Source organism: Salinisphaera shabanensis E1L3A, assembly GCF_000215955.2.
Lineage (GTDB): Bacteria > Pseudomonadota > Gammaproteobacteria > Nevskiales > Salinisphaeraceae > Salinisphaera > Salinisphaera shabanensis.
On record NZ_AFNV02000033.1, the window covers coordinates 1 to 26,484 of the forward strand.

Here is a 26,484-nt window from a genome sequence, read left to right on the forward strand (position 1 = left end):
GCGCGCGCTGGCGCCGGTGATTTCGCGTGCGCGTTCGATCCAGTACGCCGTGTCTTCGACAACGCGGGTTTGCAGGTCTTCGCCGTCGAGATCGAGACGATGCTGTTGGGCCTGGACCATACGGCCACCCTCGATGACTGTTGCGAAAGCGGCTCAGGATACCTGCTGACGATCATCCTGCGCAGACCGTCGACGCGGCGGCGCCACGAACTCGAGCACCTGGCGCAGCCCCAGACGCTGGCGGCGCACCCAGTCGGCGTCATCCAGCCGATCCCGCAGATTGAACGGGAATTGCTGGCTGAGTTCCGCAAGACGACGATCGACAATCGCCCGTGCGCTGGCCAAGCGATCGTGCTCGCGCCGAAGCTCGACGATATCTTCCGGCAGTCGAGCCGCGGCCGCGTGGGTCTGTGCTTTGGCGAGCAGTTCACGCAACCGCGCTGCGTCGCCGGCGCGATAGGCCATCACGGTCAGCGACCAGAGGCCTGCGGTATCGGCGGCTGCGGCACGCGGTGCGACTTGCGGGTGCAACGCGGCCAGCACGGCCCGAAAGATGGCGCGGGCCTGATCGGACTCCACCGGCTCGAGCGGCGACCATGCCTGACGCGGCGCCACGGCGGCGCCAAGACGGAGTTCCGGCGCACTGTCGATGTCGCGACGCAGATCGCCGAAGGCGGCCCAGTAGCGTGCTGCCCACTCCGGACCGTCGTGGAAGCGCCAGTCGGCTTCGATGGCGAGTGCTTGTACTAGCGCGCGGCGTTCAGCGCGTGCGGCCTGCAACAGCTGAGCATGGGCCGGATGAATCAGTCGTTGGGCAGTTGTTTCGCTCATGGGTCACTCCCGGTTTGCAACGTGATGTCGTCAACGTGGGAGAGCTTGCCGCTGGCGGTGGGTCAAACGGCGACCCTGAGCTGTATGAATTTACATTATTCGGGTTCGGCGTAGCGGGCGGCTGCCGCATGCACGCGCTCGGCGGCGGCCTGACGCAGAGATTCCGGGGCGATGATTTCGGCCTCCGGTCCGTAGGCGAGCACGTCGGCCAGCAATTCGGCGCTGGCCGAATACGGCACCCGCAGTTCGTAGCCGCCGTCGTCGAGCGCCCGGCCCTGCTGGTCGGGGTGCCATTGCTCGTCGGCCACCCAGCGTGCGGCCTGGGGCGAAAAGCGGATGACCGCCGTGTTGTCGGGCGTGCCCGAAAAGATGCCGTAGCCGCCACCCAGCTCGGCCTCGAGGGCGTCGCTGTCCATATCGATGGCTTCGTCATCGAGCGTTTCGGCGGCACGAATGCGGTCGAGCGAAAAGCTGCGCAACCCGTCGGCGTCATGACACCAGCCGTCCAGATACCAGTTGTCTCGGTAATAGACCAGCCGCTGCGGGGAGATAGTGCGCTGGCTTTCGGTATCGCGTGCACGCCCGTGATAGCGAATCCGCAGCCGTCGACGCATGGCCATGGCGCCGGCGACCTCGGCAAAGGCCGGCCCCGGCCTACGCGCGCTCGCGCGCAGAATGCGTGTGCGCCGAGCCAGTTCGCCGGTACCCATGGCTCGGCTTTCGAGAATCCGCTCCAGGCGCTTGCGCACGGGCGCGAGGTCCAACGCCAGCAAACCGGGCTGTACGGTTTCCAAAAGCTGATCCATCGCCAACAATGAAACCAGCTCCGAGGCGTTGAACCACAGGCCGGGCAGCTCGAATTGGGCATCGGGTTCGCTGCCCTCGGCGCTGGCGTAGTAGTAGCCGTTGTATTCGCGGTCGTATTCGATGGGCGCATCGAGATAGAGCCGCATATCGCGAATGATGCGTTTGACGGTCGCCGGCGAACATTCCAGGCGTTCTTCCAGCGTGGCCTTGGGAATCGGCCGGCGCGCGCCGGCAAGCTGCTTGTGCAGCGCGTAGATACGGTCGAAGACATTCATGCAACGAGTCTAGCGCCTCGTGCAAAAGCCGCCCATGAAAAAAGGCCGCGCTGGAATCAACGCGGCCTCTTTGGCTGCCTGACGCGGCGACGCGACTCAGCGCACGCCGCGTTGCACCTTGAGATTGACGATACGCATGTCCTCGGCCGCCGCGGTTTCGGCGTTATCGAACGCCGTACCGCCATTGTCCGGGTTGTAGCGTGCCTGCAGATATTCGGCGAAGGCATCCTGCTCGGTGCCGGTTGCGGCGAACATCGCCAGGCCGGGATCGTAATCCGTGGCAATCTGCGAGGCATCGACCACACCATCGGTGCCGGGATCCAGATCGACGCGCTGCGGATCGGTCAGGTTTTTCAACGGATAGGCGTCGCCGCAATCGCTTGTGCCCGCATCGTAGTTGTCGCCCGGTACACAGGCAGCCGTAAACGCCAGCAGCACCATACGAATTGGACGGCTGGTGTCGCCCTGCAACACGCCGTTGGCCACCAACGTATCGGTCGTATTGCCGCTGTCGTCGATGACTTCGAGCGTGCGGATACGATTACCGTTCGAGGACGTCCCCATATTCATCTGTCCGCCGCTACGCGCGGTCATGGCGGCATCGAAGGCGATACGCATGCCACCGATCTGCGGAAACTGACCCGGGGTCGCACCGTCGGCGGTCGCGGCGACGGCATGTTCCATGATGTCGCGCAGCTCGGCTGCGGTCACGCTGATAATCGTCAAGCTGTTGTTGAAGCGCAGCGCGCCGGCGATATCGAACTGCGACACGCCACCGACCGGCTTGCCGATCGATGCGTTGGCCTGCGGAGGGCGCAGTTCGGCATCGGCCGTACCGCCCGGTGGGACCACCACCTGACCGATATCGTCGCGAATGCCGCCGCCGTTCTTCAGCGATACCTGCACGCCCGGCTCGGCCAGCCGTGCGTAGTAGAGGTTGGCATCGGCGGTGAGACTGCCAAGATTGGTCTCCTCGGTACGTACCTGGGTACGCCGGCCGTCGAGATAGACCTCGGTGATGCCCTGGACGTTGCCGTCCTGCGCCTCGAGCAGGCTCTGCAAGGCTGCCTGCACCGCCAACACATCACTGTCGGCCGTGGTGTTCAGCCCGCGCGTGGCGAGCTGATCGACGATGGCATCGGTCGACGCCCAGGCCCCGTTTTCCACCGTATCCAGCGAGTCCATTATCAGCACGCCGTTGTCGTCGAAATCGACCACGAGCCGGCCGAGATACTTGTAATCGCCGTCGACGTTGACGACCAGCGTGGGCGTGCCATCCGGGCCCTCGAATGACAGCGGATAGGTACCGGCCGCCTCGTCGCCATCGCGCAGCACGTCGTTGCTGTCGGCGAGCAGCGTGTTCGAGCCGCCGGCGATGACGATGTCGACATCGTTCAGGCGCGTGGCCAGCGCTTGTTCGATAGCGATCTGCTGCATATGCGTGACGAGCACGATCTTGTCGATGCCAGCACCCACGAGCGCATCCACCGCCGGCTGGATTGCCGCGGCCAGCGCGTCGTAGCCTGCATCATCCATCGCAAAGTCGTCCGGCGACATGTCGATGCCGCCGGTCGAGGTGATGCTGGCCAGCAGCGGCGTGGTTGCCCCAACCACACCAATGGTCTCGCCGCCGACTTCGACCGTGGCCGAGCCAGCTACCCGCCCTGCCACCTCGCCCGCGGGCTGGCCATCCTCGGCGACCAGGCCGGATAAGCTGCTGTCGCCGGAAAAATCGGCGTTGAAGGAGAGATAGGGGAAGGCCGCGCCAGGATAACCTCCGGCTTCACCGTCGCTTGCAATCAGGCCCGCAAAGGCGGACGTACCCGAGTCGAGATCGTGGTTGCCCAGGGCGGACGCGGCGGTACCGAAGCGGTTCACGAATACGATATCGGCACGGCCATTGCCGGCGGCGCCCAGTGCGTCGGGCACCTCTTCATCGCCCAGTGCGCCAGACGCGAAATAGCGCGGCCCGGGAATGAAATTATCGCCAGACGACAGTACGAGCGTATGGTCGGAAAGCGTATCGTCGCTGGCGAACGCGTTGACCAAACTCGAAAAATTGGAGACATAGTCGAGTGCGGCCGTCGAGCCGTCCATATCCGCGAAATGCAGCAGTTGGAGCCGGTAGGCCGACGCTTCCGGTGCACTCGTGTCGTTATCGTTGGAATCGCTGTCGGAACAGCCGGCGATTGCCGTGGTCAGACAGAGTGCCAGCAGCGTGCGCCGCCAGACGAGTTGCATCGTGGTCATGGGTCCCCCGGAAAGTGTCGGTTACATTCGCCGAGCAGGCTATCGGGGCGATAAGGCGAAACGATGACAATTCGCTGACCGGCGGGTGACGGTTGCAACGGTTAAACCGCAGCGCCCAGACTGGCGTATAACTCGACTTTGGTCGCAGCTTCGAGATTCCATGATCCGACTCCATGAAACTGTTCGTGTCGCGCGCAGCGCAGCCGACTGCTATCGCTACCTGGTCGATTTCTCGACCTGTGAGCAATGGGATCCGGGTGTTTATCGCGCCCGCAAGCTCACACCCGGCACCCCGCGCATCGGCAGCGAATTCGAAGTGACCGTGCGTATGTTCGGCCGGCGTACGACACTTTCCTACGCGACTACCGAGCTTGCCGAAAACGCGCATATCGCGCTGGAGATGCGGGGTTCGGGCATCAGCTCGGTCGAAACCATCCGTTTCGAGGAAAACACGGCAGGCGAAACGACAATCGATTATCGCGCCGATTTTTCCTTGTCCGGCGCGCTGCGGGCCAGCGAAATCGCGATGAAGCCCGTCTTCAAGCGGATGGGCCGCAAGGCGGTCGCCGGGCTGGGTGAAGCACTCACGATTCGTACCGAAGCGCCGAGCCAGGGCTGGGTCAGTTACGCGGCCGATCGCAGCATGCTGCTGGCGGCACCGGGTTTCACGGAACGCGGCTATCTCGCGCTCGACGACAAGGCGCACAGCGAGTTCATGGACGAGCGCGTGGCCGTCATCACCGGCGCGACCAGCGGCATCGGCGAAGCCATCGCCGCCGAATACGCGCGCCTGGGCGCGAGCGTGGTACTTGTCGGTCGCGATACCGACAAACTCGCTGCGTCGCGCCAGCGTGTGCATGACTTCGCGGGCGGCGATATCGAGCGTATCCATACCCAACAGGCCGACCTGCTCGACGTTGCCGCGACTCGGTCGCTCGGCGAACGGCTAGTCGAGCAGTTCCCTGAAATCGACGTACTGGTGAACAACGCCGGCGCACTATTTCACGAACATGCCCTGAGCGACGACGGCTTCGAACGCAGCCTGGCGATCAATCTCGTGGCGCCGTTCGTGCTCACCGAAACGCTCATGCCGGCGCTGACAGCGGCCGAAGCTCGCGTGGTCAACATGTCCAGCGGCGGCATGTATCTACAGCCGCTCGTGCTCAACGACCTGAACTTCGAGAACGAATCCTTCAGTGGCAACAAGGCCTATGCCCGCGCCAAGCGTGGCCTCGTCGCGCTCACGCGACACTGGGCCCGTCGCTACGGCGAGGCCGGCGTGAATTTCAATGCCATGCATCCGGGCTGGGTCGCCACGCCGGGCGTGACCGAATCGCTGCCGGGTTTCGATAAAGTGATGGGTCGCCTGCTGCGCGATGCGCGCATGGGCGCGGATACCGCGGTTTGGCTCGGTTCGTCCCGAGCGGCGCGCCATTGTCAGGGCGAGTTCTTTTTGGACCGCACGCCCCATCCCACGGCGGTGCTACCCAATACCCAAGTCCGTCCAAGCGATGCACAAACCCTCTACGGATGGTTGCGCAACGAGACGGGCATCGAGGTTAACGGTGTCGGATAAACGCGAACAGCGTACTCGCCGTCGGCGGATTCTCGGCGCGGGCGTGCGCAGCCTCGGGCGCGGTGTACTGCACACCATGCCCGGCTACGACCGGGCCAAGAGCTGGCAAAAGACCGGCCAGGACTGGTTCGACACGCTCGGCGGGCTCAAGGGCGCGGCCATGAAGCTCGGCCAGATCGCGTCCCAGTATCGCGATTTTCTACCCGAGCCGCTGATCGAGCAGCTCACGCGGCTGCAACGCAACGCCGAACCGTGGGCGTTCGAGCGCCTGGAGCCGGTGCTCGACGAATCCTGGAGCGACGAGCAACGCGCGCTGATCGCCGAGCTCGATCGCGAAGCGATGGCCGCGGCGTCTATCGGCCAGGTGCATCGGGCCACGCTTGTCGACGGGCGCGAGGTGGTCGTCAAGATTCGCTATCCGGGGGTCGCCGACGCGGTGGACGCCGATATCGACAACCTCGGCAGACTGCTCAAATTGTCGCGTTTTCTGCCCATGCGCGGTCGCGATATCGACGTGGTTCTCGACGAACTGCGGGAACGCTTCATCGAAGAAACGAACTACCGCCAGGAACTGGCGCATCTCGAAGCCTTGCGTGCCATCGAGCTGCCCGGCTTCGTTCTGCCCGAGCCGGTACCGGAACTATGTACCGAGGCGGTGCTGGTCACCTCATATATCGAGTCGCGGCCGGTCCACGAGGCCCCGCCCGAGCGCGGCCAGACGATCGTCGAGGCGATCAATCTTCAGGTATTCACCCATGGTGTGCTGCATGCCGACCCGCATGCCGGCAATTTCGGGGTGACCGCGGATGGCTCGATCGCGCTGTTCGATTTCGGCTGTACGAAAACGCTGGATCTGGATACGCGGCGCGGCTTGCGCGATGTCGTAGCCGCCGCGCTCGACGCACGCTGGGAAGATCTGCATGTCGCGCTGGAGGGGCTGGACGTGGTGCCACCGGATAGCTGGGCGCGTCACGGCGAGATCTACCGCGAAATCTACGCCAGCCACGCGACTGCGTCGCTCGAGCCGATCCGCCATCAGTCGCCCTATGTATTCACCGACGACGGGCTGATCGAGTCGATTCGAGGCGAGATTCGCGCATCGCTTCGGCACTGGAAACTATTCAATGCCGCGCCGCAGCTTGTCTTTCTGATGCGCACACTCAGCGGGCTGTACTGGATATTGCGCAATATCCACGCCGAAGCCGATCTGCATACCGAGTTGCAAAAGATCGCGGCCGGCGACTACGATCCGCCGCCGGCGAGCGTCGAACCGCCGATCTGACCGAATCATCTTGGGCGCATAGCGCCACGGGTTCCCTCACCCCGTCACGAAAAAGGAGCGTTTCATGTCGTTATCTTTGTCGCCTGCGCAATGGCTTCGTATTGTCGTTGTCCTGGCCTGTCTGCATGTGCTCGTAATCGCCGCCAGCAACTACCTCGTACAACTGCCATTCACCCTGTTCGGCTGGCATACGACCTGGGGCGCTTTCAGTTTTCCCTTTATATTCCTGGTCAGCGATTTGACCGTACGCCTATTGGGCGGGGCAACCGCGCGGCGCGTGGTGGCGTCGGCCATGGGCCCGGCGCTGATCGTGTCCTACCTGTTTTCCGTGCTGTACGTCGACGGGCGTTTCGCCGGCTTCGAATCGCTGACGGAGTTCAACACATTGGTCGCGCGGATCGCGCTGGCGAGCTTCTGTGCCTACCTGTTCGGCCAGCTGCTGGATATCGGCGTGTTTCAGCGCCTGCGTACGCTGCGGCAATGGTGGGTGGCGCCGACCACTTCCACGGTTTTCGGTAACGCCCTGGATACGCTGCTGTTCTTCTCGATCGCGTTCGCCGGCTCCTCGAATACGTTCATGGCCGAACACTGGCTGGAGATCGCCTGCGTGGATTATGTGTTCAAGCTGCTGATCAGCCTGTGCCTGTTCCTTCCGCTCTACGGCGCGCTGCTGGCACTGCTGTCTCGTTACCTGCTCACGGCAACCGCCGGCACGCCCTCTCGGGCCTATCGATTTTCGCGCTAGTAACCGGCAAGCGGTTACCGGTTAGCGCCGCGCCATGCGCGGCTGAAGGCGTGCTATAACTGAGTTCAACGCAATAAAAGCCGGCCAGGGCGCACAGCAAACGTATTGTCCGCGAGGGAGAAGGCGATGTTCAAATACGATAGCGGTATCGCAGCTTGTGTGTATGCGTTGCTGTGGTTTGCCTTCTGTTCGAGTGTTCCCATGGTGGCATCCGCTCAGTCGGCGATCGTGAACACCCACAAGCCGTTTACGCTAAAAGTACGGTACGGCGCGAATGCCGATCCTGCCGAGGCCGGCGCCGAGGGCCCGAAAGCACGGCGTATCGAAACAAGCGTGGCCGAACTCGACAGTGGCCGTATCGAAACCCGCGATGCGGTGCTCGAATACTGGATCGATGCCACAGGCGAGTCCGGTGATATCGCCTTGTCCGTCGATTTCACCCACGCGATCGCCAACGGCCAGGTGCACAGCCAGACGCGGGTTCTCATGCGTGCGCGTGAGTGGAAGCGTATCGCCGTGGCGACCGACTCGGACACTGACAGTACCGATACGGTTTTCGTGCGCGTCGACCCGAACTAATCGCGGCGCCACGCCTGCGCCGTTTGGACGCACAGTCGTATCTGAACGCAAAAAATTGATGTGTCGCTAACGGAAACTTCAGGAAAGTGCTACGGTCTTAGTCGAGCCGAGGGCGGATTCTTCGATAATCGAAGCGTTCGTATGGGACCCTTAGCAAGGGTTCAAAAATGGATAAAGCGGATCGCGCCGGTTTTGCGGCGTTTTTCGTGGCCTGTCTCTTTCTTGCCTTTCTGGGCGGCACACTCGTGGTGCTCACCAAGGTATTTCCGTACGAATGGCTCAATGACGCCTACAAGGCTGGTCATGCGCTCATCGTCCAGGATTCGATCGACGACCCGTACACGCAGACCGATCAGTGGCGCGAAGCACGTAGCGACAAGCGCGGCGTCACCATTAACGACAGCGACCGTGCCTACAACGGCTATACGCTTTATACCTCGGGTGGCGCGCCTTACGCGTCGCTCGTGGATATGGACGGTAACGAGGTCCATCGCTGGCAGCTGGAGTACAGCAAGCTCTGGGATACAGCGCCGGACGGACGCAGTGCGCGCAAGGATGCGCTCATGTACTGGCGCAAGGCCATCATGTATCCCAACGGCGATCTGCTGGCGATTTATATCACCGCCGGCGATACGCCCTGGGGCTATGGGCTGGTCAAGCTCGATGCCGATTCGAACGTACTCTGGAAGTACCACGGCGCCACCCACCACGATATAGACGTCACCCCGGACGGTCGGGTGGTCGCGCTCACGCACGGCTTCAGCGACAAGCGTTTCGAGAACTTCCCGGCACTCGCCAAGCCGTTCCTGGACGACTACGTGGTGGTTCTCAACGGCGATACGGGCGAAGAACAGGCCAAGATTCCGTTGTTCGAGGCGTTCTATGAATCGCGCTATCAGCCCCTACTGACCAATATCGCGCATTTCGCGCTCGAGGACCCGCTGCATACCAACAGCGTGCAGTTCATCGACAACGATCTGGCCCAGAACTTCGCGCCGGCAAACGGTCGCGGCAATCAAGTCCTGGTGTCGTTCCGTCATCCCGGCACACCGGCGCTAATCGATCTGAACACCGGCCAGATGACCTGGGCAATGGCCGGCTCGTGGCTTGGCCAGCACTTCGCCCGTGCCCTGCCCAACGGTCACTTCACCCTGTTCGACAACTACGGGCACTTCCAGGCCGACAACATGACTCGTGCACTCGAGGTCGACCCGGAAAGCGAAGAAATCGTATGGCGCTATGAAGGCACGGCCGAGCACCCGTTCGCGAGCCGACTGCGCGGCGCGATGACGACGCTGCCCAACGGCAATCGATTGATTACCGAATCAGACGGTGGTCGTCTGTTCGAAGTTGCGCCCAGTGGCGACATCGTCTGGGAATTCTTCAACCCGGTTCGTGGCGGCGACAAAGACCAATACATCCCGGTCGTGTCTTCGGGTCAGCGGCTGCGAGCCGAGGATCTGGAGCCGGCTTTCCTTGAAAGTATCCAAACGCCCTAGGAGGTCTGCCATGGATAAGATCGAAACGCGTACTTCTCGTCCAGCCCTGCTGCGCTCGGGCCTTGCCCTCGCACTCATGCTCGCGCCGTTCGCCGCCGCCCAGGCGTACGTCGGCCCCGGCGCCGGCCTTAGCCTGCTCGGCGCGCTGTGGGGCGTGGTTGCGGCTATCGGCGCTGCCTTGCTCTTTGTCGTGTTGTGGCCGATCCGTCGCTTGCGTCGGCGCAAGAAAGCCGAAGCAGCCGCGCGCAACGAACAGGCGGCAAGACCTGTCGCCGGTGATGAAGCCGACAACGGCCCGACCCACTCGTAGCCATTTTCACGGCCCGGACGCGTTCCGCGGCCGGGCCGTAACGCGCAGGACACCATACGATGGGGCTATTCGACCTACCGGCACCACTGTTCAACGCCCTTGATGCGGCCATGGCCAGCGCGCTGCCACCGGCGCTGCGGCTCGCGATCTGGGCGATTCTGGGCTCGGTGCTGACCATGTTCCTCTACAAGCTGCTTTCGCCGCAGACCAAAATCGGCCAGGCCAAACGCGATGCCAAAGCCGCACGCCAGCGGCTTAACGCGTTCGATGGCGACTTCGCCGATGCCGGGCCGTTGATCAAGAACCAATTCGTGACCGCATTTCGCCATGTGGGGCTGGTGGTGCCCGGCACCTTGCTGGCCATTCTGCCGCTGCTGGCCCTGCTGTTATGGGCCGAAACTCACTACGGCCATACCCTGCCGCCGGCCGGCGCCACGCCAGCCATCGCTACGGTACCCGACGGTATTTCGACAAGCTGGGACAACAGCCGCGAACCGGCACAGCTCACGGTCGGCGACAGCGCATCTCCGATTGCCGATTTCGATATGACCGCACCGGTCGGCATCGTTACCAAGCAGCCCTGGTGGCATTGGCTTGCCGAGAACCCGCTGGGTTATCTGCCGGACGATGCGCCGGTCGACCAGGTCACGATCGATTTACCGGTACTCGAGGTGATTCCGTTCGGGCCAGCCTGGATGCATTCCTGGCTGTTCGTATTCATCCCGGTCATGTTCATCGCGTCGCTCGCGATCTATAAATGGGCGAAAATCGAATGACTACCACGCCAGATGTAAACGACATATCACGGACCGCGCGCTCGCAACCAAGCGAAGCCGCAGTCGCCAGCTTTGCCGTACCGACGTGGATGGATCGCGTGGGCGGGTGGCAGTATCGCCACCCGCGGGCGGCAATCAAACTGGGCAATTTCGATACGCGTATGGCAGCAGACGCGATCGAGGATATTTCGATCGAAGCGCCGATCTATATCGCCGGACTGGCGCGTTCGGGCACCACGATTCTCCTCGAACTACTCGCCGAGCACCCAGCCGTTGCCACGCATCGGTATCGTGATTTCCCGCCGGTATTCACGCCCTGGCTCTGGGATCGTTGGCTTGCGCGGGTACCGCAGAACAACGAAACCGCAACCGAGCGCGCCCACGGCGATGGGATTGCGGTGACGTCGCAGAGCCCGGAAGCATTCGAAGAAGTCCTCTGGATGGCCTTTTTCGAACATATCCACGCCAGCGATCACAGCAGCGTGCTCGATGCACAGACAAGCAACCCGGCGTTCGAGCAGTTCTACCGCGAACATATTCGCAAGCTGCTGGCTATCCGCAACGGTCAGCGCTATGTCGCAAAGGGCAATTACAACCTGATGCGTCTGCAGTATCTGCAGTCGATTTTCAGCGACGCACGGTTTGTACTGCCAGTACGCGACCCGGTCTGGCATATCGCATCGCTCATGAAGCAGCAGACCCTGTTCGAGGCCGGTGAAACCGCACACCCGCGCGCACTCGAACACATGCGCCGTGTCGGTCATTTCGAATTTGGCCTCGACCGGCGCCCGATTCATACCGGTGACGACGACGCAGTGGACCATATCCAGCAGCTCTGGGCCGATGGGCACGAAGTCGAAGGTTGGGCGCACTACTGGGCTATGATCTATGCCGATGTCGACGAGCGACTGAGCCGCGACGGCCGCCTCAACGAGGCCGCTCTGGTCATTCGCTACGAAGATCTGTGCGGCGATTCACAAGCCGTGCTCGAACGCTTCTATGCCCACTGCGGCCTTGATATCGACTCGGCAACAATCGAACAGGCCGCCGCGCGTCTGCGTCTGCCCGGCTATTACAAACCCGCTTTCAGCGATGCCGAGTTACGCCAGATTCGTGATATTACCGGCCCGGTAGCCGCGCGCTACGGCTATAGCTGAGTTCTCTAATCGGGTCGTTCGACCCGTACACACGCCGACGTACGCCAAGCAAAAAAAAACGCGGGCACGTAGCCCGCGTTTTTTCGTATCGAGGCGTCGAGCGCCAACGTTATCAGCCTGCGACTGCAGCCACCCCGGCCTTGGCGGTCTGGGCGTCCTGATCCGGCTTTACGCCGGACACGCCGACTGCGCCCGCTACTTGGCCATCGATCATCACCGGCACGCCGCCGGTCATCGTGCCTTTGAGTTCCGGCACCGACAGAAACGCCGCACGGCCGCCGTTGATCATGTCCTCGAACACCTGGGTTTCCTTGCCACCCAACGCCGCGCTGCGCGCCTTTTCGGTCGCCACATAGCTTCCCATCGGCGAACACCCGTCGAGCCGGCGCAACGCCACCAGATGGCCACCGTCGTCCACGACTGCGATCGACACGTTCCAGCCTTGGCTCTCGGCTTCCTTCTGGGCTGCGTCGAGAATCTGATGTGCGTCGTCAAGCGTGATTACGGATTTCTGTTTCATGGGCTTTCCCGATAACAAATAAATGAATGGTTGGTACGGCGACTACTATAAACGCTGTATTCAAGCAGTCGCGAACGTTCTTGCGCGTTAAAAAAACGGCCGCTTAAGCGGCCGTTTTTTACCTTCGACGCTGGCTTAATTCATCAAGCCGTCGACAACGCCAATACCATAGAACGCGATCAGGCCGATCACGCCACTCAGCAGGCAATAGTAGAGCGTGGGCAACAACGTCTTACGCATGGTTGTGCCTTCGCGCCCGAGCAATCCCACCGTGGCCGAGGCCGCGACCACGTTGTGGATCGCGATCATGTTACCGGCGGCTGCACCCACGGCCTGCAGTGCGACCATCATCGCGGTCGACAGACCCAGCGTCGCCGCCACGTTGAACTGGAAGTCGCTCAGCATGAGGTTCGAAACGGTATTCGAGCCGGCGATAAACGCACCCAGCGCGCCGACGGCCGGTGCGAACAGCGGATAGATATGCCCCACGCCATCGGCCACGAACTGTGCCATGGCCACCGGCATGGAGACCAGATCCGAACCGTTTACGCCCGAGTTGATGAGAATACGCACCATCGGGATCGTGAAGATCAGCACGAACCCTGCGCCGAGAATCGTGTTCGTCGATTCCTTGAACGCCGAACCCATGGCGCCACCACGCATGCGGTGCAGAAAGAACGTCACCAGCACGGCCATACAGATGATGCCACCGGGCAGATACAAGGGCTGAATCGAGCCAGAAACACCGGCCTGACCCAGGATATCGCTCCAACTGATCGCTACGGATTTCAACGCGTTGGTGATCGGCTCGACCGTACGAGAAATCACCAGCAGAACCGCGAGCAGCACATAGGGCGCCCAGCCCATGGTCGGCGTAAGCGGCGTGCGGCCGGCTACGTGGTCGGCCTTGATCTCCATGTTACCAACCCAGTCCGCCGGCCACTGGCTTTCTTCGGGAAAGTCCCACGGCTTGGACGGAATCAAAAAGCCGCGGCGGGCCGCCGGCACGACGATCGCCAGACCAACCATGGCACCGATCATCGACGGGAATTCCGGCCCGAGAAATACGCCAGCCAAGGCATAGGGCACCACGAAGCTCACCCCGGCGAACAGCGCAAAGGGCGCGACTTCGAGGCCGTCGCCCCAGGACTTGCGCTCACCGAAGAAGCGCGCCATGACCGTCACCATGATCAACGGCATGAGGATGCCGCAGATGGCATGGGTAATGGACACTTGCGAGGTAATCAGCTGGAAATAGGTCTCCCAGTCCGAACCGTTGCTGGTGAGCTGTTCGGAAATCTGGTTCTTCTGCAGACCACCCGCCACGCCGACAATAATCGGCGTACCGACCGCACCGAACGACACCGGCGTGGACTGAATCATCATACCTACGACAACCGCGGCCAAGGCAGGGAAGCCCAATGCGACCATGAGCGGTGCGGCCACGGCTGCGGGCGTACCAAAGCCCGAGGCGCCTTCAATGAAGCAGCCAAACAACCAGGCGACGATGATTGCCTGAATGCGTCGATCCGGGCTGATGCCGGAGAAACCGTTTCGAATCGCCGCGATACCGCCCGAATGCTTGAGCGTATTGAGTAGCAGAATCGCACCGAAAATGATCCAGAGAATCGAGATCGTGAGCATCAGCCCTTGCAGGCTCGACGCCACCACGCGCGTCACGCTCATATCCCAGGCCAATAGCGCGATCAGCACGGTCACGATGAACACGACCGGCATCGCGGTGCGTGCCTGAAACCGAAACCCGATCAACATGACGCCGGCAAGCACCAGCGGGACGAACGCAAGAAGCGACATCGTCAAAGAAACCATGCACCTATCCCCTGCAACAAATAATACGAAGGCGCGCGGGAAGATACGGCTCCCTGTCCGACCCTACGCGCGAGAGCTGGAAAGCTAACCATGTTGTTCGTGAAACGACAATTCATTATTCCGGATTTGACCGTATGGTGCCGCCCCGGCGAGCGCCGAAACGCGGTCGTGGCACGCCGCCAGTGCTTTCATTGCCGGGCTTGCACGGCTTTCGGGCGCCGTGCACCGATTTGAACTGCCGATATGGGATAAGACCAATTGACGATTCATACGCGGCGCTTCGTTGCAACGCCGTGCGCTGGTCAACGGCAGAAGTCGGGCGCGGCGTCGCGCACGCTTGGCATGCCGTATATTGCTCGATGAATTCATTCGGGGCGATAAGGCTCGCCCACCTTGCGCAGTAGATCCTCATGGCTTCGGCATGCCCCGGACACACCGTATCGCGCGCAGCGTCCCTACCCTCTAAAATGTTTCCATCGCCGATCGAGGTTTCGACCCTGCATGCTGCGCTATGCGAAAAAGATACCGGTCACCGAGCTCGAGCCCGGCATGTACGTCGAGGCGCTGGACCGGCCCTGGTTAGAGACCGATTATCTGCTCGAAGGCGTTTATATCAAGACGCGCGCCGATATCGAACGCCTGAGCCGGCAAGTCGAGTACGTTTATATCTCGGCGCCGCCCAAGACGCATCGCGTGCCACTACCTGCGCGACCCGAGCCACTCGGCTTCTCGCGACGCGGCGTCGCACCCGCTGCGGTATACAGCCGCTCGCCGCAAAGCTTTAGTGCCGAACTCGCTCAGGCCCGTCTCATTCGCGACCAGGCTCGCGATTTCGTGCTCAGTATTCAGGCCGATGCGCGCGCCGGTGAGACGCTGGAAGATCGCGACGCACGCGAACTCGTCGTTCAGATGATGGCCAGTGTATCCCGCAATCCCGACGCGCTGGTCTGGTTCACCAACCTCAAGAATCGCGATGAGTACACCGCGCTGCACAGCATGAACGTGTGCATGCTGTCGGTGGCGCTGGCCACGACGATGGGAGAGCCCGAGGCCAACGTAGAAGAAATGGGCGTCGGTGCGCTGCTTCACGACGTCGGCAAAATGAAAGTTCCGATGGATATCCTCCATAAGCCCGCGCGTCTGTCTGCTGATGAGTTCGCAGTGGTCAAACGTCATCCGCAGTATGGCGTGCAGCTACTCGAACAAGGGTCGCAGCTATCGGCGGAGAGCCTGCGAATCGTGCGCGAGCACCACGAACGCATGAACGGGCACGGTTACCCGGACGGACTCCAGGGCGATCAGATTTCCCACTACGCACAGATTGTGGCGATTGCCGATGTCTACGATGCGATGACCAGCGACCGTGTCTATCAGGATAGCCGTTCACCCGGTGAAGTCATGAAACTCATGAGTCGCAGCCAGGGCGACTTCAATCCCGAACTGATGGGCCAGTTCGTGCATACGCTGGGTGCCTACCCGGTCGGCAGCCTGATCGAACTCAATACCGGCGAAGTCGGCTTTGTCGTTCCCAGCGAAGAGCGCCAGCCTCGCCCGACCATTCTCGTCGTACTCGACCATCGCAAACGCCGCTACTTCCCACAGCGCATGCGCGATCTCAACCGCTTCCCCCGGTTTCGTATCGTGCGCACGCTGGCCAATGGCGATTACGGCGTCGATATCGATGATTACGCGGCCGCCTGGAGTTAGGCCGACTTATATCGCGCTCCAGGGCCTGTCGCCGTTTCGTACGCCCACCTCGCCGCGGATGGGCAACGCCCTCATTGCGAAGCGTCGAAGACGAGCTTGATCGCCAACCCGCCGAGCAGGACAAGAATCACGCGGTCGAACACAACCCGGGGCAGGCGCTGTGCAATACGAGCGCCGACCGGCATGAATACGATCAGCGGGAGCAGTGCCAAACCGCTCAACAGCATGCGGTGCGGCGTCATCAACCCCAGCGTGGCTAAAGTTGGAATCTGTACCAGTGTAATCGCGACGAAAAAAAACGATGCCGTCGAAATGAAATACGGCCGCTCGAGTTGAAGCGCGTTGAGAAAAGCCAGAGATACCGGTGCCGACAGACCGGACGCGCCCTGCAGAAGCCCCGCAACAAAACCGACCGGCGCGCTGATGCGCTGCGCGATCGCAAAAGGAATGAACCCGCCGGGCCGCACCAATCGAATAGCGATATATACCGTGACCGCCGCTGCGACCCCCAACGACAGAATTCGTGGCGAAAGCTGTGCCAGCACAAGACTGCCCACGACTACGCCAGTCGCACCGAGACCGGCAAAGGCCAGATTGAATCGCATGGGCAGGCGCTGCCTACGAAAACGCCAACCCTGCCAGCAGTTGGTCAACAGATTGGGCACCAGCATGACCACCACTGCGAACTGCACGTCGAACATCATGGTGAGCGCCGGTACTGCAAAAATCGGTGCGCCGGCACCGGTCGCGCCTTTGATGATCCCGCCCAGAGCCAGACAAACGAAAGCGATCGCCAATTCTTCGACGCTCATACCCTACCCACTTGGTCACCGACGAATACGACCGATAGAGGCAGTCGTGTCGCGTCCATTCCGCGACCGAAAACGGCACGCCTTAGGCCCGCCGGACCGGGCTCGACCGACCGCCCAATCATCAATCTTTTTCGTACAAGCCGGTGGTCGCAGACACGGTCGCCGCCAATCCTAGGCTCACAAACTCGAAAGAACATGATGCGCACGAGCAAAAACCGGACACGCGCCCCGAGTGCCCGCCATTCTCTGCAACTCTCTAGGTGGATGTACGCCAAAACCCGACTCCGTCGTTCTTGTTCTTGATATTCCGGCCGGCACAGCACGGCAAGGCACGTGAGAAAAGGCGCGAAGTTCGCATGGCGATCACCTGCGCGCAACACGCACCTTCGCGCCCGCAAAAATCTCACATCGCGTCAGCGACTCGCAGTTCAAGTTCGCGCTTGATTGCGAAAGCGCGATACGGCTTTTCAGGCTTCAGCCAGTGTTCGCAATGCGAACACCTGTTGTCATTGCTACACTCTTCCTATCATTTGCAATCAACCGATGAGCGTCGTGCCAGCCGAACACAGCGAAGACAACCCGGCGGGGCTCGCACCCGACCATCGCGATTTCGTCACCGCGCTGGCGACCGGTCTGCAGGTCATTCGCGCTTTCGATAGCGATCACCCGCGCATGACGCTCAGCGAAGTTGCTACCCGCACAGGCATGAACCGTGCGAAAGCCCGCCGTTTTCTGCTCACGCTGCACGGACTGGGCTATGTTCGCCGCCAGGACCGCTATTTCGAACTGGCGCCGAAAACACTCCAGCTCGGCTATGCATTTCTGTCGGCCAATAGTTATCAGCCGGTCATTCGTCAGCATCTGGAACGCATCACCGAGCTGACCGGTGAGTCCTCCTCGATGGGCGTACTCCAGGGCTCCGACGTGATTTACGTGGCCCGTTCTGCCGCCCCGCACCGACTGATGACGATTGCCCTGTCGATCGGTACCCACTTGCCGGCCGCCGTCACGTCAATGGGCCGTATGCTGCTGGCTATGCTCGAGCCGGCCGAACTCGATGCAGTCCTGGCCGAGCTCAAGCTCGAGACCTACACCCCGCGCACCGTGACCGATATCGGCGAGCTGCGCGCGCATCTCGACAAGGCGCGTGAACAGGGATTTTGTGTCGTCGACCAGGAGCTCGAATCCGGCCTGCGCTCCCTGGCGGTGCCGGTCCACAACATGCACGGCGCGCTGCTGGGTGCAATCAATATCAGTACCAACGCCGCACGAGTGGATAGAAAGACGCTCAACCAGCGCTTTCTACCGCTGCTTCAAGACACCTGTAAAGAGATCGCCAGCCAGGTGAGCTGACCACGCACGCGCCGGCCACGTCCGGCATGCCACACTTGGGCCGTGACCGGTTCCAGAGTATCGCCATGCTCGACGCGTTTATCCGCCATCCATTCATGAGCCGGGCCGGCGCAGCCGCCTTGACGCCACGCGCCTTCGTCGAAGCGATGTGTCGTGTCGAGCGAGCCCTTGCACGTGTGCAGGAACGCGCCGGCCTTCTGCCTGCCGGCACGAGCGCAGCAATCGAAACCCAGCTGAAGGTCGATGCGTTCGATCTCGATCGACTCGGCACTGAGACGGCCGACGGCGGCAATGTCGCCATCCCGTTCGTCAAACAGGCCAAGGCCTTGCTGGCCGATGAGTTGGGCGACTACTTTCATGTCGGCGCAACCAGCCAAGATATTCTCGACACCGCCCTCATGCTTGTGCTCAGGCCGCGACTCGAAGCGATTCTCGTGCGCCTGGGCGAAAGCCGTCGCCACGGCGTCGCCCTCATGCACCGCCACGCGCAAACACCGATGATCGGTCGCACGCTCATGCAACAGGCGATGCCGATAACGTTCGGCGCCAAAGTCGCCCAATGGTTGTGGGGACTCGCACAGTCCGAAAAACGCCTTGGCGAGATAAAAGCACACGGTCTGTTCGTACAGTTCGGGGGCCCGGTCGGCGTGCATACCGGTTTGGCAGACAACGGGCCTTCGTTAATGGATGCGTTAGCCGACGAGCTAGGACTAACGCGCGCGATCCTACCCTGGCATACCGACCGCCAGCCGATACTCGCGTTGGCCGACGCACTCGGTGCAGTGGCGATCGCCGCGGAAAAGATCGCACTCGACGTCGCACTGATGGCCCAGACCGAGATCGGCGAACTCAGCGAGCCCGCGGGCACCGGCGCGGGCGGCTCGTCTTCGATGCCGCACAAGCGCAACCCCGTCGGTTGCGCGCGTATTCGTGCAGCGGCTCGTCAGATTCATGCCAACGTCGCCATGCTGCATAACGTCGGCGCCCAGCCCATGGAACGTGGCCTGGGCGAATGGCACGCCGAGTGGGCGCCGCTGGTCGATAACGTCGTCCTGGCCGAAGGCGCGCTCGACACGTTGTCGGTTTTACTGCGCGATCTGAACGTGCACGCCGATGCCATGCGTCACAACCTGAAACTGACCGGCAGCGCGTTTCTTGCCCGCCCCGCGGTTGCCGTACTGAGCCAGCACATGGGGCCCGAGCGCGCCGAGCATTTGGTCAACGACGCCATACGACAGACCACCACCGACCCGCGCGAACTGGCCGATACCCTGCTCGATCAACCCGACGTGGCAGGCGCAGTCGACGCCGGCATGTTGCGTGCCGCACTCGATCCGCTCGCTAATACCGGCGCGAGCCAGGCCCTCGTTGAACGTGTGGGGCGCGCGTTGGCTGCGATGTAATTGGCGGTGTCGTTCTAAAAATGCCCGCGTGCTTTTCGCGGCGCCGCCAATGCGCGTTGACGCCACCACGCTGCAGCGATTAGTTTATTCGCAATGCAAACGTACGTTCGCTGAACGAACCCTTGTGCCCGTGGTGGGCGGTCGACACACATCGACACTGTCGGAGCAAGTAATCGTCGCTGATCCGATCATGAACAATAGCGCGACGAAAACGCATGCGCTTGCGCGGCGCCCGCGACCAACCGGCTGAGCCTGTTTGTCGCGGTCGGCCCGGCAGGTTCGTATGACCGGCCACCCGGTTCCGATGTGTGCCGCGAGCTGTCAGCGTTCATTCAAACAACATCACAACGAGACCTGAACATGTCCAACGATGTCTATCTTTGTCATCCCGCCCGGACCGCCGTTGGCCGTTTCGGCGGCACGCTGGCCAGCGTCCGCCCGGACGATATGCTCGCGCATATCATCAAGGCCGTAATCGCCCAGGCGCCGAACCTCGACCCGCAAGCGATAGACGACGTGCTCATGGGCTGTGCCAACCAGGCCGGCGAAGACAACCGCAACGTCGCACGCATGAGCGCATTGCTCGCCGGTCTGCCTACGACCGTACCGGGCTCGACCATCAATCGTCTGTGCGGTTCGAGCATGGATGCGATCGGCACCGCCGCCCGCGCAATCCGTTCCGGTGAAACGAAGCTGATGCTCGCCGGCGGCGTGGAATCCATGTCGCGTGCGCCGTACGTGCTGGCGAAGGCCGAGTCCGCCTACAGCCGCCAGCAGATTCTGGAAGACACCACCATCGGCTGGCGTTTCGTTAACCCGCTGATGAAAGAGTGGTACGGCATCGATTCCATGCCGGAAACCGGCGAAAACGTCTCCGAACAGTACAACGTCTCGCGCGAGGATCAGGACGCCTTCGCCCTACGCTCGCAGCAGAAGGCCGAAGCCGCGCGCCAAGCCGGTCGCCTCGCCGAAGAAATCACGCCGATCGAGATCCCGCAGCGCAAGGCCGATCCGATCGTGTTCGATACCGACGAACACCCGCGTGCGAGCACCACGCTGGAAAAACTCGCCAAGCTGCCAACGCCGTTTCGCAGCAATGGCACCGTGACCGCCGGCAACGCCTCGGGCGTGAACGACGGCGCCGGTGCTCTGCTGGTGGCCGGCGATGACGCGATCAAGCAGTTCGATCTGCAGCCCAAGGCACGTATTCTCGGTATGGCGACCGCCGGCGTGGAGCCGCGCATCATGGGCATGGGCCCGGTGTATGCCTCCCGCAAGCTACTGGATCGTCTCGGCCTGACCATCGAGCAGATGGATATCATCGAACTCAACGAAGCGTTTGCCAGCCAGTCGCTGGCCTGCCTGCGCGAACTCGGCGTGGCCGACGATGCACCACATGTGAACCCCAACGGCGGCGCGATCGCGCTGGGCCATCCGCTGGGCATGTCAGGCGTGCGGATCGTGAGTGCCGCGCTGCATGAGATGGCGCGCACCGATGCCCGCTATGCGCTGTGCACGATGTGTATTGGTGTCGGCCAGGGAATCGCGACCGTGATCGAACGCGTCTGATCCAACCGGAGGCGAACCATGGCGTTTGTCGAGTGCAACGGCCGTATCATCGGCTACGACGATAGCGGCGAAACCGCCCTGCCCGTAATGCTGTTCGCCCATCCACTGGGCATGTCGCGTCAGGTATGGGCCGATGTGATCGCAAAGCTGCGTGGGCGCTACCGCTGTGTCTGCTGGGATTTACCCGGCCACGGCGCCAGCGCGCCGCTCGACAACGCTGTCACCGCCCACGATCTGGCAGCAGATGGACAAGCATTGCTTGCCGCCCTCGATATCTCGCGCTGTACGTTCGTGGGCACATCGATCGGCGGCGTGATCGGACAAGCGTTGCTGCTCGATGCACCCGAGCTGCTCGATCACGTGGTTCTGACCAACACCGGCGCGGTCATCGGCACGGCTGAGGCCTGGCATGCACGGGCCGCGCGGGTTCGCAGCGAAGGCCTCGCACAGATCGCGCCCGAGCTTTCGCAACGTTGGTTCGCGGCAACGTACAAACAGAACCAGCCGGCGGCGGTCGCCGGCTGGACGCATCAGCTCGCGCGGACCGACGATGAAAGCTATGCTCGGCTGTGCGAACTGCTCGCCAACACGGATTTTCGCGGCAAGCTGGGTGGCATCGAACGCCCGGTCCAGCTCATCGCCGGCGCCGATGATCCCGCCACACCCGTTACGGCGCTTGCAGCGCTGGCCGACGAACTGGGCGGCGCGCCGCTGGCGACAATCGACAATATCGCCCACGTACCGCCGGTCGAAGACGCCGAGGCATTGACGCACTGTCTGCTTCACGCCTGCGCCGCGGGCGACGGCGCCACGCAGCCTTGCACCTATGCCGAAGGCCTGAACACACGCCAGTCCGTCCTGGGTCGCGAACACGTTGACCGGGCCACGGCCTCTGCCACCTCGCTGGACGCCCCGTTTCAGGATCTGATCACCCGTTATGCCTGGGGCGAACTCTGGAACAACGCCGACCTGCCCCGGATCCAGCGCAGCCTGATCACCATCGCTGTACTCGCTGCACTCGGGCGCGACAGCGAACTCAGGCTGCATCTCAAGACTGCGAAACACCTTGGCGTGGACGAAGCCGAACTGCGGCAGGCACTCATGCATGTCGCTATTTATGCGGGCGTACCGGCAGCCCACCACGCGTTCCGGCTTGCCAAGGAACAAGGCTGGGGCGTTCCCGACACGCGGTAAGCGTATCGTGTATCGATAACCACCGATCGAGGGGTGGGCCTGTCATGATTCATTCGCCGATCAAGCTGCGTCATCTGGTGGCTTTTCAGGAAGTCGCCCGGCTGGGGCGAATCAAGGCCGCCGCCGAGGCGCTGTCGATCACGCAGCCCGGTATCTCGAAGACCATTCGCGAACTCGAAGACAGCCTCGGCGTGAAGCTGTTTGAACGTCTGCCCCGTGGCGTTCGACTCACACCGGCCGGAAGAACGCTGCTGCGCCATGCCGCCCCAGCGCTGCGCTCGCTACAGGAAGGTATCGACGCCATCCGCCAGGACAACGCCGAAACCGTCGTACGCCTGGGCGCCCTGTCGAACGTCGAAGGCGGTCTGTTGCCCGAAGTATTGCATGCGCTGCACGGCCGGCATCCGCACTTGCGTATGGAAGTGGACACCGGGACGAGTGCAGGCCTGCTGGCCCGGCTGCGTCTGGGCGAGCTCGACCTCGTGCTCGGACGTCTGAGTGAAGCCGAAGAGATTCGCGACCTGCAGTTCGAGCATCTCTACCACGAGCCGCTGATTGCAGTCGTGCGGCACGATCATCCACTGCTCGAACACGGACCCACACCCGACACCGCCGCGCTCATGCGCTACCCCTGGGTCGTTCCGCCGCGGGGCACGACATTGCGCGAACAGCTTGAGCGCTTCTGGGTCGAGCAGGCTGCAACACCGGTCCACCTGGCTATCGAAACGCTGTCACTGCCGTTGAGTACACGCTATGTACTCATGTCGGACGCCATCTGGGTGACACCGAGAGATACCGCCCGCGAGGCCATAGCGGCCGGCACCATGACGCCTCTGCCCGAGCCGATCGAAATGCGCGGTGGATCGGTTGGTTTTGCCGTCAATACCAGCCAACCGTCGCCGCGCGCCGTGCAGTTCTTCTGTGCGTGTTTACGCAAGACAGCAAGCCACTATCAGGAGGCGGCAGCCCAGCAATAACCGCTGGGTTATGCATGGTTGCACGATATTCACTTGGCCGGCGGGCTCGATTCGCCACAATTGCCGCTATCGGAATACCCTGTATGGCCGCGCCTGGCGCGCACGCAACGTAGTCGACAACCGGGAGCATCCATGGCGCAGAACGATCGCACGGCTTTCGTCATGCGTGACCGCAGCTGGCACCCGCGCCCCTACGCGCCGGCTTACAAGACGTCGGTCGCCCGTTCACCGCAGCAGGCGCTGGTGAGCCTGCAGACGCCGACCGCGTCCGAACTGACCGGCCCCGATTTCGATCATTTCGCCCTCGGCCTGTACGACAACGATCTGTTGCTGAACTTCCGTCCCGGTACCGAGCAGGACGGGCTGCCGATCGGCGAGCGCCTCATCGTTTACGGCCGCGTAGTCGATCAGTACAACAAGCCGGTGGCAGGCACACTGGTGGAAATCTGGCAGGCCAACGCGGGCGGTCGGTACCGCCACAAGAAAGACGCATACAGGGCCCCGCTCGATCCCAACTTCGGCGGCGTGGGCCGAACGATCACCGACGCCGACGGCTGGTATCGGTTTCGTACCATCAAGCCCGGCCCCTACCCCTGGCCGAACGATGTGAACTCCTGGCGCCCGGCGCATATTCATGTATCGGTCATGGGGCCGTCGATCAGCACCCGTCTGGTTACACAACTCTATTTCGAGGGTGACCCGCTGATCCCGCTGTGTCCGATCGTGCATACCCTGGACGATCCGGATGCCGTCGATACGCTCACGGCCCGTCTCGACATGGCGGCCGCGCGACCCATGGACTGCCTCGCCTATCGCTTCGATATCGTTACCCGCGGGGCGCTGCAGACCTACTTCGAGAACCAGAGCTGACTCATGCCGCTACCGACCCGCAACAGCCAAGGCCTGTACCCGGAAACCCCGTCGCAGACGGCGGGCCCGTTCGTGCATATCGGTTTGGCGCTGGACGTGGCCGGTCTGACGCCGCGCGAGCAGGAAATCGGCTCGAATATCGCGAGCGCCGAGGCCGAGGCCGAGGGCGAGGGCGAGGGCGAGGGCGAGGGCGAACCCATCGAAATCGTCGGTACCGTGATCGACGGCAACGGCGATACGGTAGACGATATCCTCGTCGAGGCCTGGCAGGCCGATGCCCACGGCGTCTATCAGACCGACTACCGCGCCGACCGAGCCTTTCGCGGTTTCGGCCGCACTGCGCCCGGCGCTAACGATGCCGGCGTTTGGTCGTTGCACACGATCAAACCCGGCCGCGTCGCACATCCGAACGGCCAGCCAATGGCACCGCATATCAATCTCATGCTGTTCGCGCGCGGCATCAATATCCATTTGCATACACGGCTATATTTCGACGATGAACACGAGGCGAACATGGCTTGCCCGTTGTTCGACGCCGTGCCACCCAGCCGGCGCGACACGTTGATCGCCCACCGCGAGCAAGACGGCGCCAAGCCGCGCTATCGCTTCGTGATCCGTTTGCAAGGGCCACGGGAAACCGTGTTTTTCGATTTCTAAAACCCATCGGACGAACAACGGCGTATCGGCCATCATTCGACTTGTATGTCCGACGCCGAACAATCACGCTGATTCGAAACCCAAGCGATAAGGAGTTTCCATGCAACGTACTCGACCGCCCTTTCGCTGTGACCATGTCGGCAGCCTGCTGCGCCCGGCCAACCTCATGCGGGCACGCGCCGAGCACGCACGCGGCGGCATCGACGCCGACGCGCTGCGCGCCGTAGAAGACGAGGCCATTACCGACGTCGTCAAGAAACAGGAAAATGTCGGCCTGCCCTGCGTCACCGATGGTGAATTCCGACGCGCCTATTTCCATCTGGATTTCCTCCAGCAGCTCGACGGCGTGAGCGTGACCGGCGACATCAGCGCCAATGCCAACGCCAAGTCGTCGGACGACGGCTTCACGCCGCCCAAACTGAGCGTGACCGGCAAGCTCGCCCACGCGCGCAATATCCAGGTTACCGACTATGAATATCTGGCCGCCCAAAGCCGGGCGATGCCCAAAGTGTCGATTCCATCACCCACGATGGTGCATTTTCGTGGTGGACGCGCGGCGATCGATATCGAGGCGTATCCCGAACTCGATGCTTTCTTCGAAGACCTCGCCCAATGCTATCGCGACGAGATCGCCGCCCTCCACGGCGCGGGCTGTCGCTATATCCAGCTCGACGACACCAATCTGGCCTATCTGTGCGACCCCGACATGCGTGCAGCCGCCGCCGAGCGCGGCGACGACCCCAACGAGCTACCGCATCGCTATGCCGAACTCATCAACGCCGCACTCGAAGGCAAGCCGGACGATCTGACCGTGGGCGTTCATCTGTGCCGCGGCAACTATCGCAGCACCTGGTTTGCCCAGGGCAGCTATGAGCCGGTCGCCGATGTGCTGTTCAACGAGCTCAACGTCGACGCCTATTTTCTGGAATACGATGACGAACGCTCGGGCGATTTCGCACCGCTGCGTTTCGTACCCAAGGGCAAGGACGTGGTGCTCGGCCTCGTGTCATCCAAGCTCGAAGCGCTGGAAACACGCGACGAACTGGCCAAGCGTATCGACGAGGCCGCGCAGTATGTGCCGCTCGAACAGCTATGCCTGAGCCCGCAGTGCGGCTTCTCCAGCACGGCTGAGGGCAACGAGATCACGGAAGACGTGCAGTGGGCCAAGCTCGAACGCGTGGTCGAAACGGCCGAACAGGTCTGGAAATAGCGCCGACGTTTCAGCGCACTGAACCGGCACCGTAGTGATCATCACAGAGCCAAGGCCGCTGGCTTGCGCCCCTCGCGCACCAGCGGCCTCGCGACGGATTCACACCGCGCCGATTTGCTCGGTAAAGTCCGCTAAGAAACGCGCGATCCGTTACCTATCAATACGCGTTTGTCAGAGAGACTGTGTCCGGTGGTCACGCGGCGTGCCGATTGGCCACAACGCCTTATTAATCGCGCGCCCCAGGCCGGGCCTGGTGTAATCCCCTATAGGCGAAGCCTGGCAACTGCGTTGTGAT

Annotated in this window: 23 protein-coding genes; 17 read left to right on the forward strand and 6 right to left on the reverse strand. The window is 62.3% G+C overall.

The genetic code is table 11. The features are described from left to right. Nucleotides 1-153: 153 nt before the first annotated feature. The 3 genes from SSPSH_RS16580 to SSPSH_RS16590 all read right to left on the reverse strand — a co-directional run bounded on the left by SSPSH_RS16580 (nucleotide 154) and on the right by SSPSH_RS16590 (nucleotide 4,163). Nucleotides 154-831 carry a hypothetical protein gene (locus SSPSH_RS16580; protein WP_006915286.1) on the reverse strand — a complete coding sequence of 226 codons (678 nt, stop codon included), beginning with the start codon at nucleotides 829-831 and terminating at the stop codon, nucleotides 154-156. A 95-nt stretch (nucleotides 832-926) separates the two neighbouring features. After that, entirely contained in the window at nucleotides 927-1,913 is a 987-nt protein-coding gene (locus SSPSH_RS16585) for a helix-turn-helix transcriptional regulator (protein WP_006915285.1), read from the reverse strand. A gap of 96 nt (nucleotides 1,914-2,009) precedes the next feature. Continuing rightward, nucleotides 2,010-4,163, reverse strand: coding sequence for a bifunctional metallophosphatase/5'-nucleotidase (locus SSPSH_RS16590; RefSeq protein ID WP_006915284.1), 2,154 nt, complete (start codon nucleotides 4,161-4,163; stop codon nucleotides 2,010-2,012). A 160-nt stretch (nucleotides 4,164-4,323) separates the two neighbouring features. Between SSPSH_RS16590 and SSPSH_RS16595 the strand changes: the two genes are divergently transcribed. The 8 genes from SSPSH_RS16595 to SSPSH_RS16630 all read left to right on the forward strand — a co-directional run bounded on the left by SSPSH_RS16595 (nucleotide 4,324) and on the right by SSPSH_RS16630 (nucleotide 12,087). Continuing rightward, the gene (locus SSPSH_RS16595; protein WP_006915283.1) at nucleotides 4,324-5,739 is read left to right on the forward strand and encodes an SDR family NAD(P)-dependent oxidoreductase; all 1,416 of its coding nucleotides are present in this window, start codon (nucleotides 4,324-4,326) and stop codon (nucleotides 5,737-5,739) included. After that, nucleotides 5,729-7,021: an ABC1 kinase family protein gene (locus SSPSH_RS16600; RefSeq protein ID WP_006915282.1), complete on the forward strand. Its 1,293-nt coding sequence runs from the start codon at nucleotides 5,729-5,731 to the stop codon at nucleotides 7,019-7,021. Before SSPSH_RS16595 ends, SSPSH_RS16600 begins: the two co-directional genes overlap by 11 nt. A gap of 64 nt (nucleotides 7,022-7,085) precedes the next feature. Continuing rightward, nucleotides 7,086-7,766 carry a 7-cyano-7-deazaguanine/7-aminomethyl-7-deazaguanine transporter gene (locus tag SSPSH_RS16605; protein WP_006915281.1) on the forward strand — a complete coding sequence of 227 codons (681 nt, stop codon included), beginning with the start codon at nucleotides 7,086-7,088 and terminating at the stop codon, nucleotides 7,764-7,766. 126 nt (nucleotides 7,767-7,892) lie between these two features. Then, the gene (locus SSPSH_RS16610) at nucleotides 7,893-8,345 is read left to right on the forward strand and encodes a hypothetical protein (protein ID WP_006915280.1); all 453 of its coding nucleotides are present in this window, start codon (nucleotides 7,893-7,895) and stop codon (nucleotides 8,343-8,345) included. Between the two features lie 167 nt (nucleotides 8,346-8,512). Further along, nucleotides 8,513-9,844: an arylsulfotransferase family protein gene (locus SSPSH_RS16615; protein WP_006915279.1), complete on the forward strand. Its 1,332-nt coding sequence runs from the start codon at nucleotides 8,513-8,515 to the stop codon at nucleotides 9,842-9,844. 10 nt (nucleotides 9,845-9,854) lie between these two features. Continuing rightward, a complete protein-coding gene (locus tag SSPSH_RS16620) occupies nucleotides 9,855-10,154 on the forward strand; it encodes a hypothetical protein (protein WP_006915278.1) in 300 nt (99 codons plus the stop codon). Nucleotides 10,155-10,213: 59 nt separating this feature from the next. Continuing rightward, nucleotides 10,214-10,930, forward strand: a complete 717-nt coding sequence (locus SSPSH_RS16625) for a hypothetical protein (RefSeq protein WP_006915277.1) — start codon at nucleotides 10,214-10,216, stop codon at nucleotides 10,928-10,930. Further along, on the forward strand, nucleotides 10,927-12,087 hold the full coding sequence (locus tag SSPSH_RS16630; protein ID WP_021031911.1) for a sulfotransferase: 1,161 nt from the start codon (nucleotides 10,927-10,929) through the stop codon (nucleotides 12,085-12,087). The genes SSPSH_RS16625 and SSPSH_RS16630 overlap by 4 nt, the downstream gene beginning before the upstream one ends. 112 nt (nucleotides 12,088-12,199) lie before the next feature. On the opposite strand, the gene SSPSH_RS16635 is transcribed toward SSPSH_RS16630, so the two are convergent. Both SSPSH_RS16635 and SSPSH_RS16640 read right to left on the reverse strand, forming a co-directional pair. Then, on the reverse strand, nucleotides 12,200-12,607 hold the full coding sequence (locus SSPSH_RS16635) for a GlcG/HbpS family heme-binding protein (protein WP_006915275.1): 408 nt from the start codon (nucleotides 12,605-12,607) through the stop codon (nucleotides 12,200-12,202). Between the two features lie 135 nt (nucleotides 12,608-12,742). Then, nucleotides 12,743-14,437, reverse strand: a complete 1,695-nt coding sequence (locus SSPSH_RS16640) for an L-lactate permease (protein ID WP_006915274.1) — start codon at nucleotides 14,435-14,437, stop codon at nucleotides 12,743-12,745. Nucleotides 14,438-14,938: 501 nt separating this feature from the next. Here SSPSH_RS16640 and SSPSH_RS16645 point away from each other — a divergent pair. Next, nucleotides 14,939-16,144, forward strand: a complete 1,206-nt coding sequence (locus SSPSH_RS16645) for a cyclic di-GMP phosphodiesterase (protein WP_006915273.1) — start codon at nucleotides 14,939-14,941, stop codon at nucleotides 16,142-16,144. Between the two features lie 71 nt (nucleotides 16,145-16,215). Here SSPSH_RS16645 and SSPSH_RS16650 read toward each other — a convergent pair whose 3' ends face one another. Continuing rightward, entirely contained in the window at nucleotides 16,216-16,956 is a 741-nt protein-coding gene (locus SSPSH_RS16650; RefSeq protein ID WP_006915272.1) for a sulfite exporter TauE/SafE family protein, read from the reverse strand. Nucleotides 16,957-17,499: 543 nt separating this feature from the next. Here SSPSH_RS16650 and SSPSH_RS16655 point away from each other — a divergent pair. The 8 genes from SSPSH_RS16655 (at nucleotide 17,500) to SSPSH_RS16690 (ending at nucleotide 26,189) form a co-directional block, all read left to right on the forward strand. Beyond that, nucleotides 17,500-18,309: an IclR family transcriptional regulator domain-containing protein gene (locus tag SSPSH_RS16655; RefSeq protein WP_006915271.1), complete on the forward strand. Its 810-nt coding sequence runs from the start codon at nucleotides 17,500-17,502 to the stop codon at nucleotides 18,307-18,309. Nucleotides 18,310-18,374: 65 nt separating this feature from the next. Then, complete coding sequence (locus SSPSH_RS16660; protein ID WP_021031912.1) at nucleotides 18,375-19,712, forward strand: class-II fumarase/aspartase family protein; 1,338 nt, start codon at nucleotides 18,375-18,377, stop codon at nucleotides 19,710-19,712. Nucleotides 19,713-20,072: 360 nt separating this feature from the next. Next, nucleotides 20,073-21,281 (forward strand): 3-oxoadipyl-CoA thiolase, encoded by a 1,209-nt coding sequence (pcaF, locus tag SSPSH_RS16665; protein ID WP_006915268.1) that lies wholly within the window; start codon nucleotides 20,073-20,075, stop codon nucleotides 21,279-21,281. An 18-nt stretch (nucleotides 21,282-21,299) separates the two neighbouring features. Beyond that, the gene (gene pcaDC / locus SSPSH_RS16670) at nucleotides 21,300-22,475 is read left to right on the forward strand and encodes a bifunctional 3-oxoadipate enol-lactonase/4-carboxymuconolactone decarboxylase PcaDC (RefSeq protein ID WP_006915267.1); all 1,176 of its coding nucleotides are present in this window, start codon (nucleotides 21,300-21,302) and stop codon (nucleotides 22,473-22,475) included. A gap of 44 nt (nucleotides 22,476-22,519) precedes the next feature. Next, the gene (locus tag SSPSH_RS16675) at nucleotides 22,520-23,452 is read left to right on the forward strand and encodes a LysR substrate-binding domain-containing protein (protein WP_006915266.1); all 933 of its coding nucleotides are present in this window, start codon (nucleotides 22,520-22,522) and stop codon (nucleotides 23,450-23,452) included. A gap of 132 nt (nucleotides 23,453-23,584) precedes the next feature. Further along, nucleotides 23,585-24,322 carry a protocatechuate 3,4-dioxygenase subunit beta gene (pcaH, locus tag SSPSH_RS16680; protein WP_006915265.1) on the forward strand — a complete coding sequence of 246 codons (738 nt, stop codon included), beginning with the start codon at nucleotides 23,585-23,587 and terminating at the stop codon, nucleotides 24,320-24,322. A 3-nt stretch (nucleotides 24,323-24,325) separates the two neighbouring features. After that, nucleotides 24,326-24,979, forward strand: a complete 654-nt coding sequence (gene pcaG, locus SSPSH_RS16685) for a protocatechuate 3,4-dioxygenase subunit alpha (RefSeq protein WP_006915264.1) — start codon at nucleotides 24,326-24,328, stop codon at nucleotides 24,977-24,979. A gap of 100 nt (nucleotides 24,980-25,079) precedes the next feature. Next, on the forward strand, nucleotides 25,080-26,189 hold the full coding sequence (locus SSPSH_RS16690; protein WP_006915263.1) for a 5-methyltetrahydropteroyltriglutamate--homocysteine S-methyltransferase: 1,110 nt from the start codon (nucleotides 25,080-25,082) through the stop codon (nucleotides 26,187-26,189). Nucleotides 26,190-26,484 lie beyond the last annotated feature (295 nt).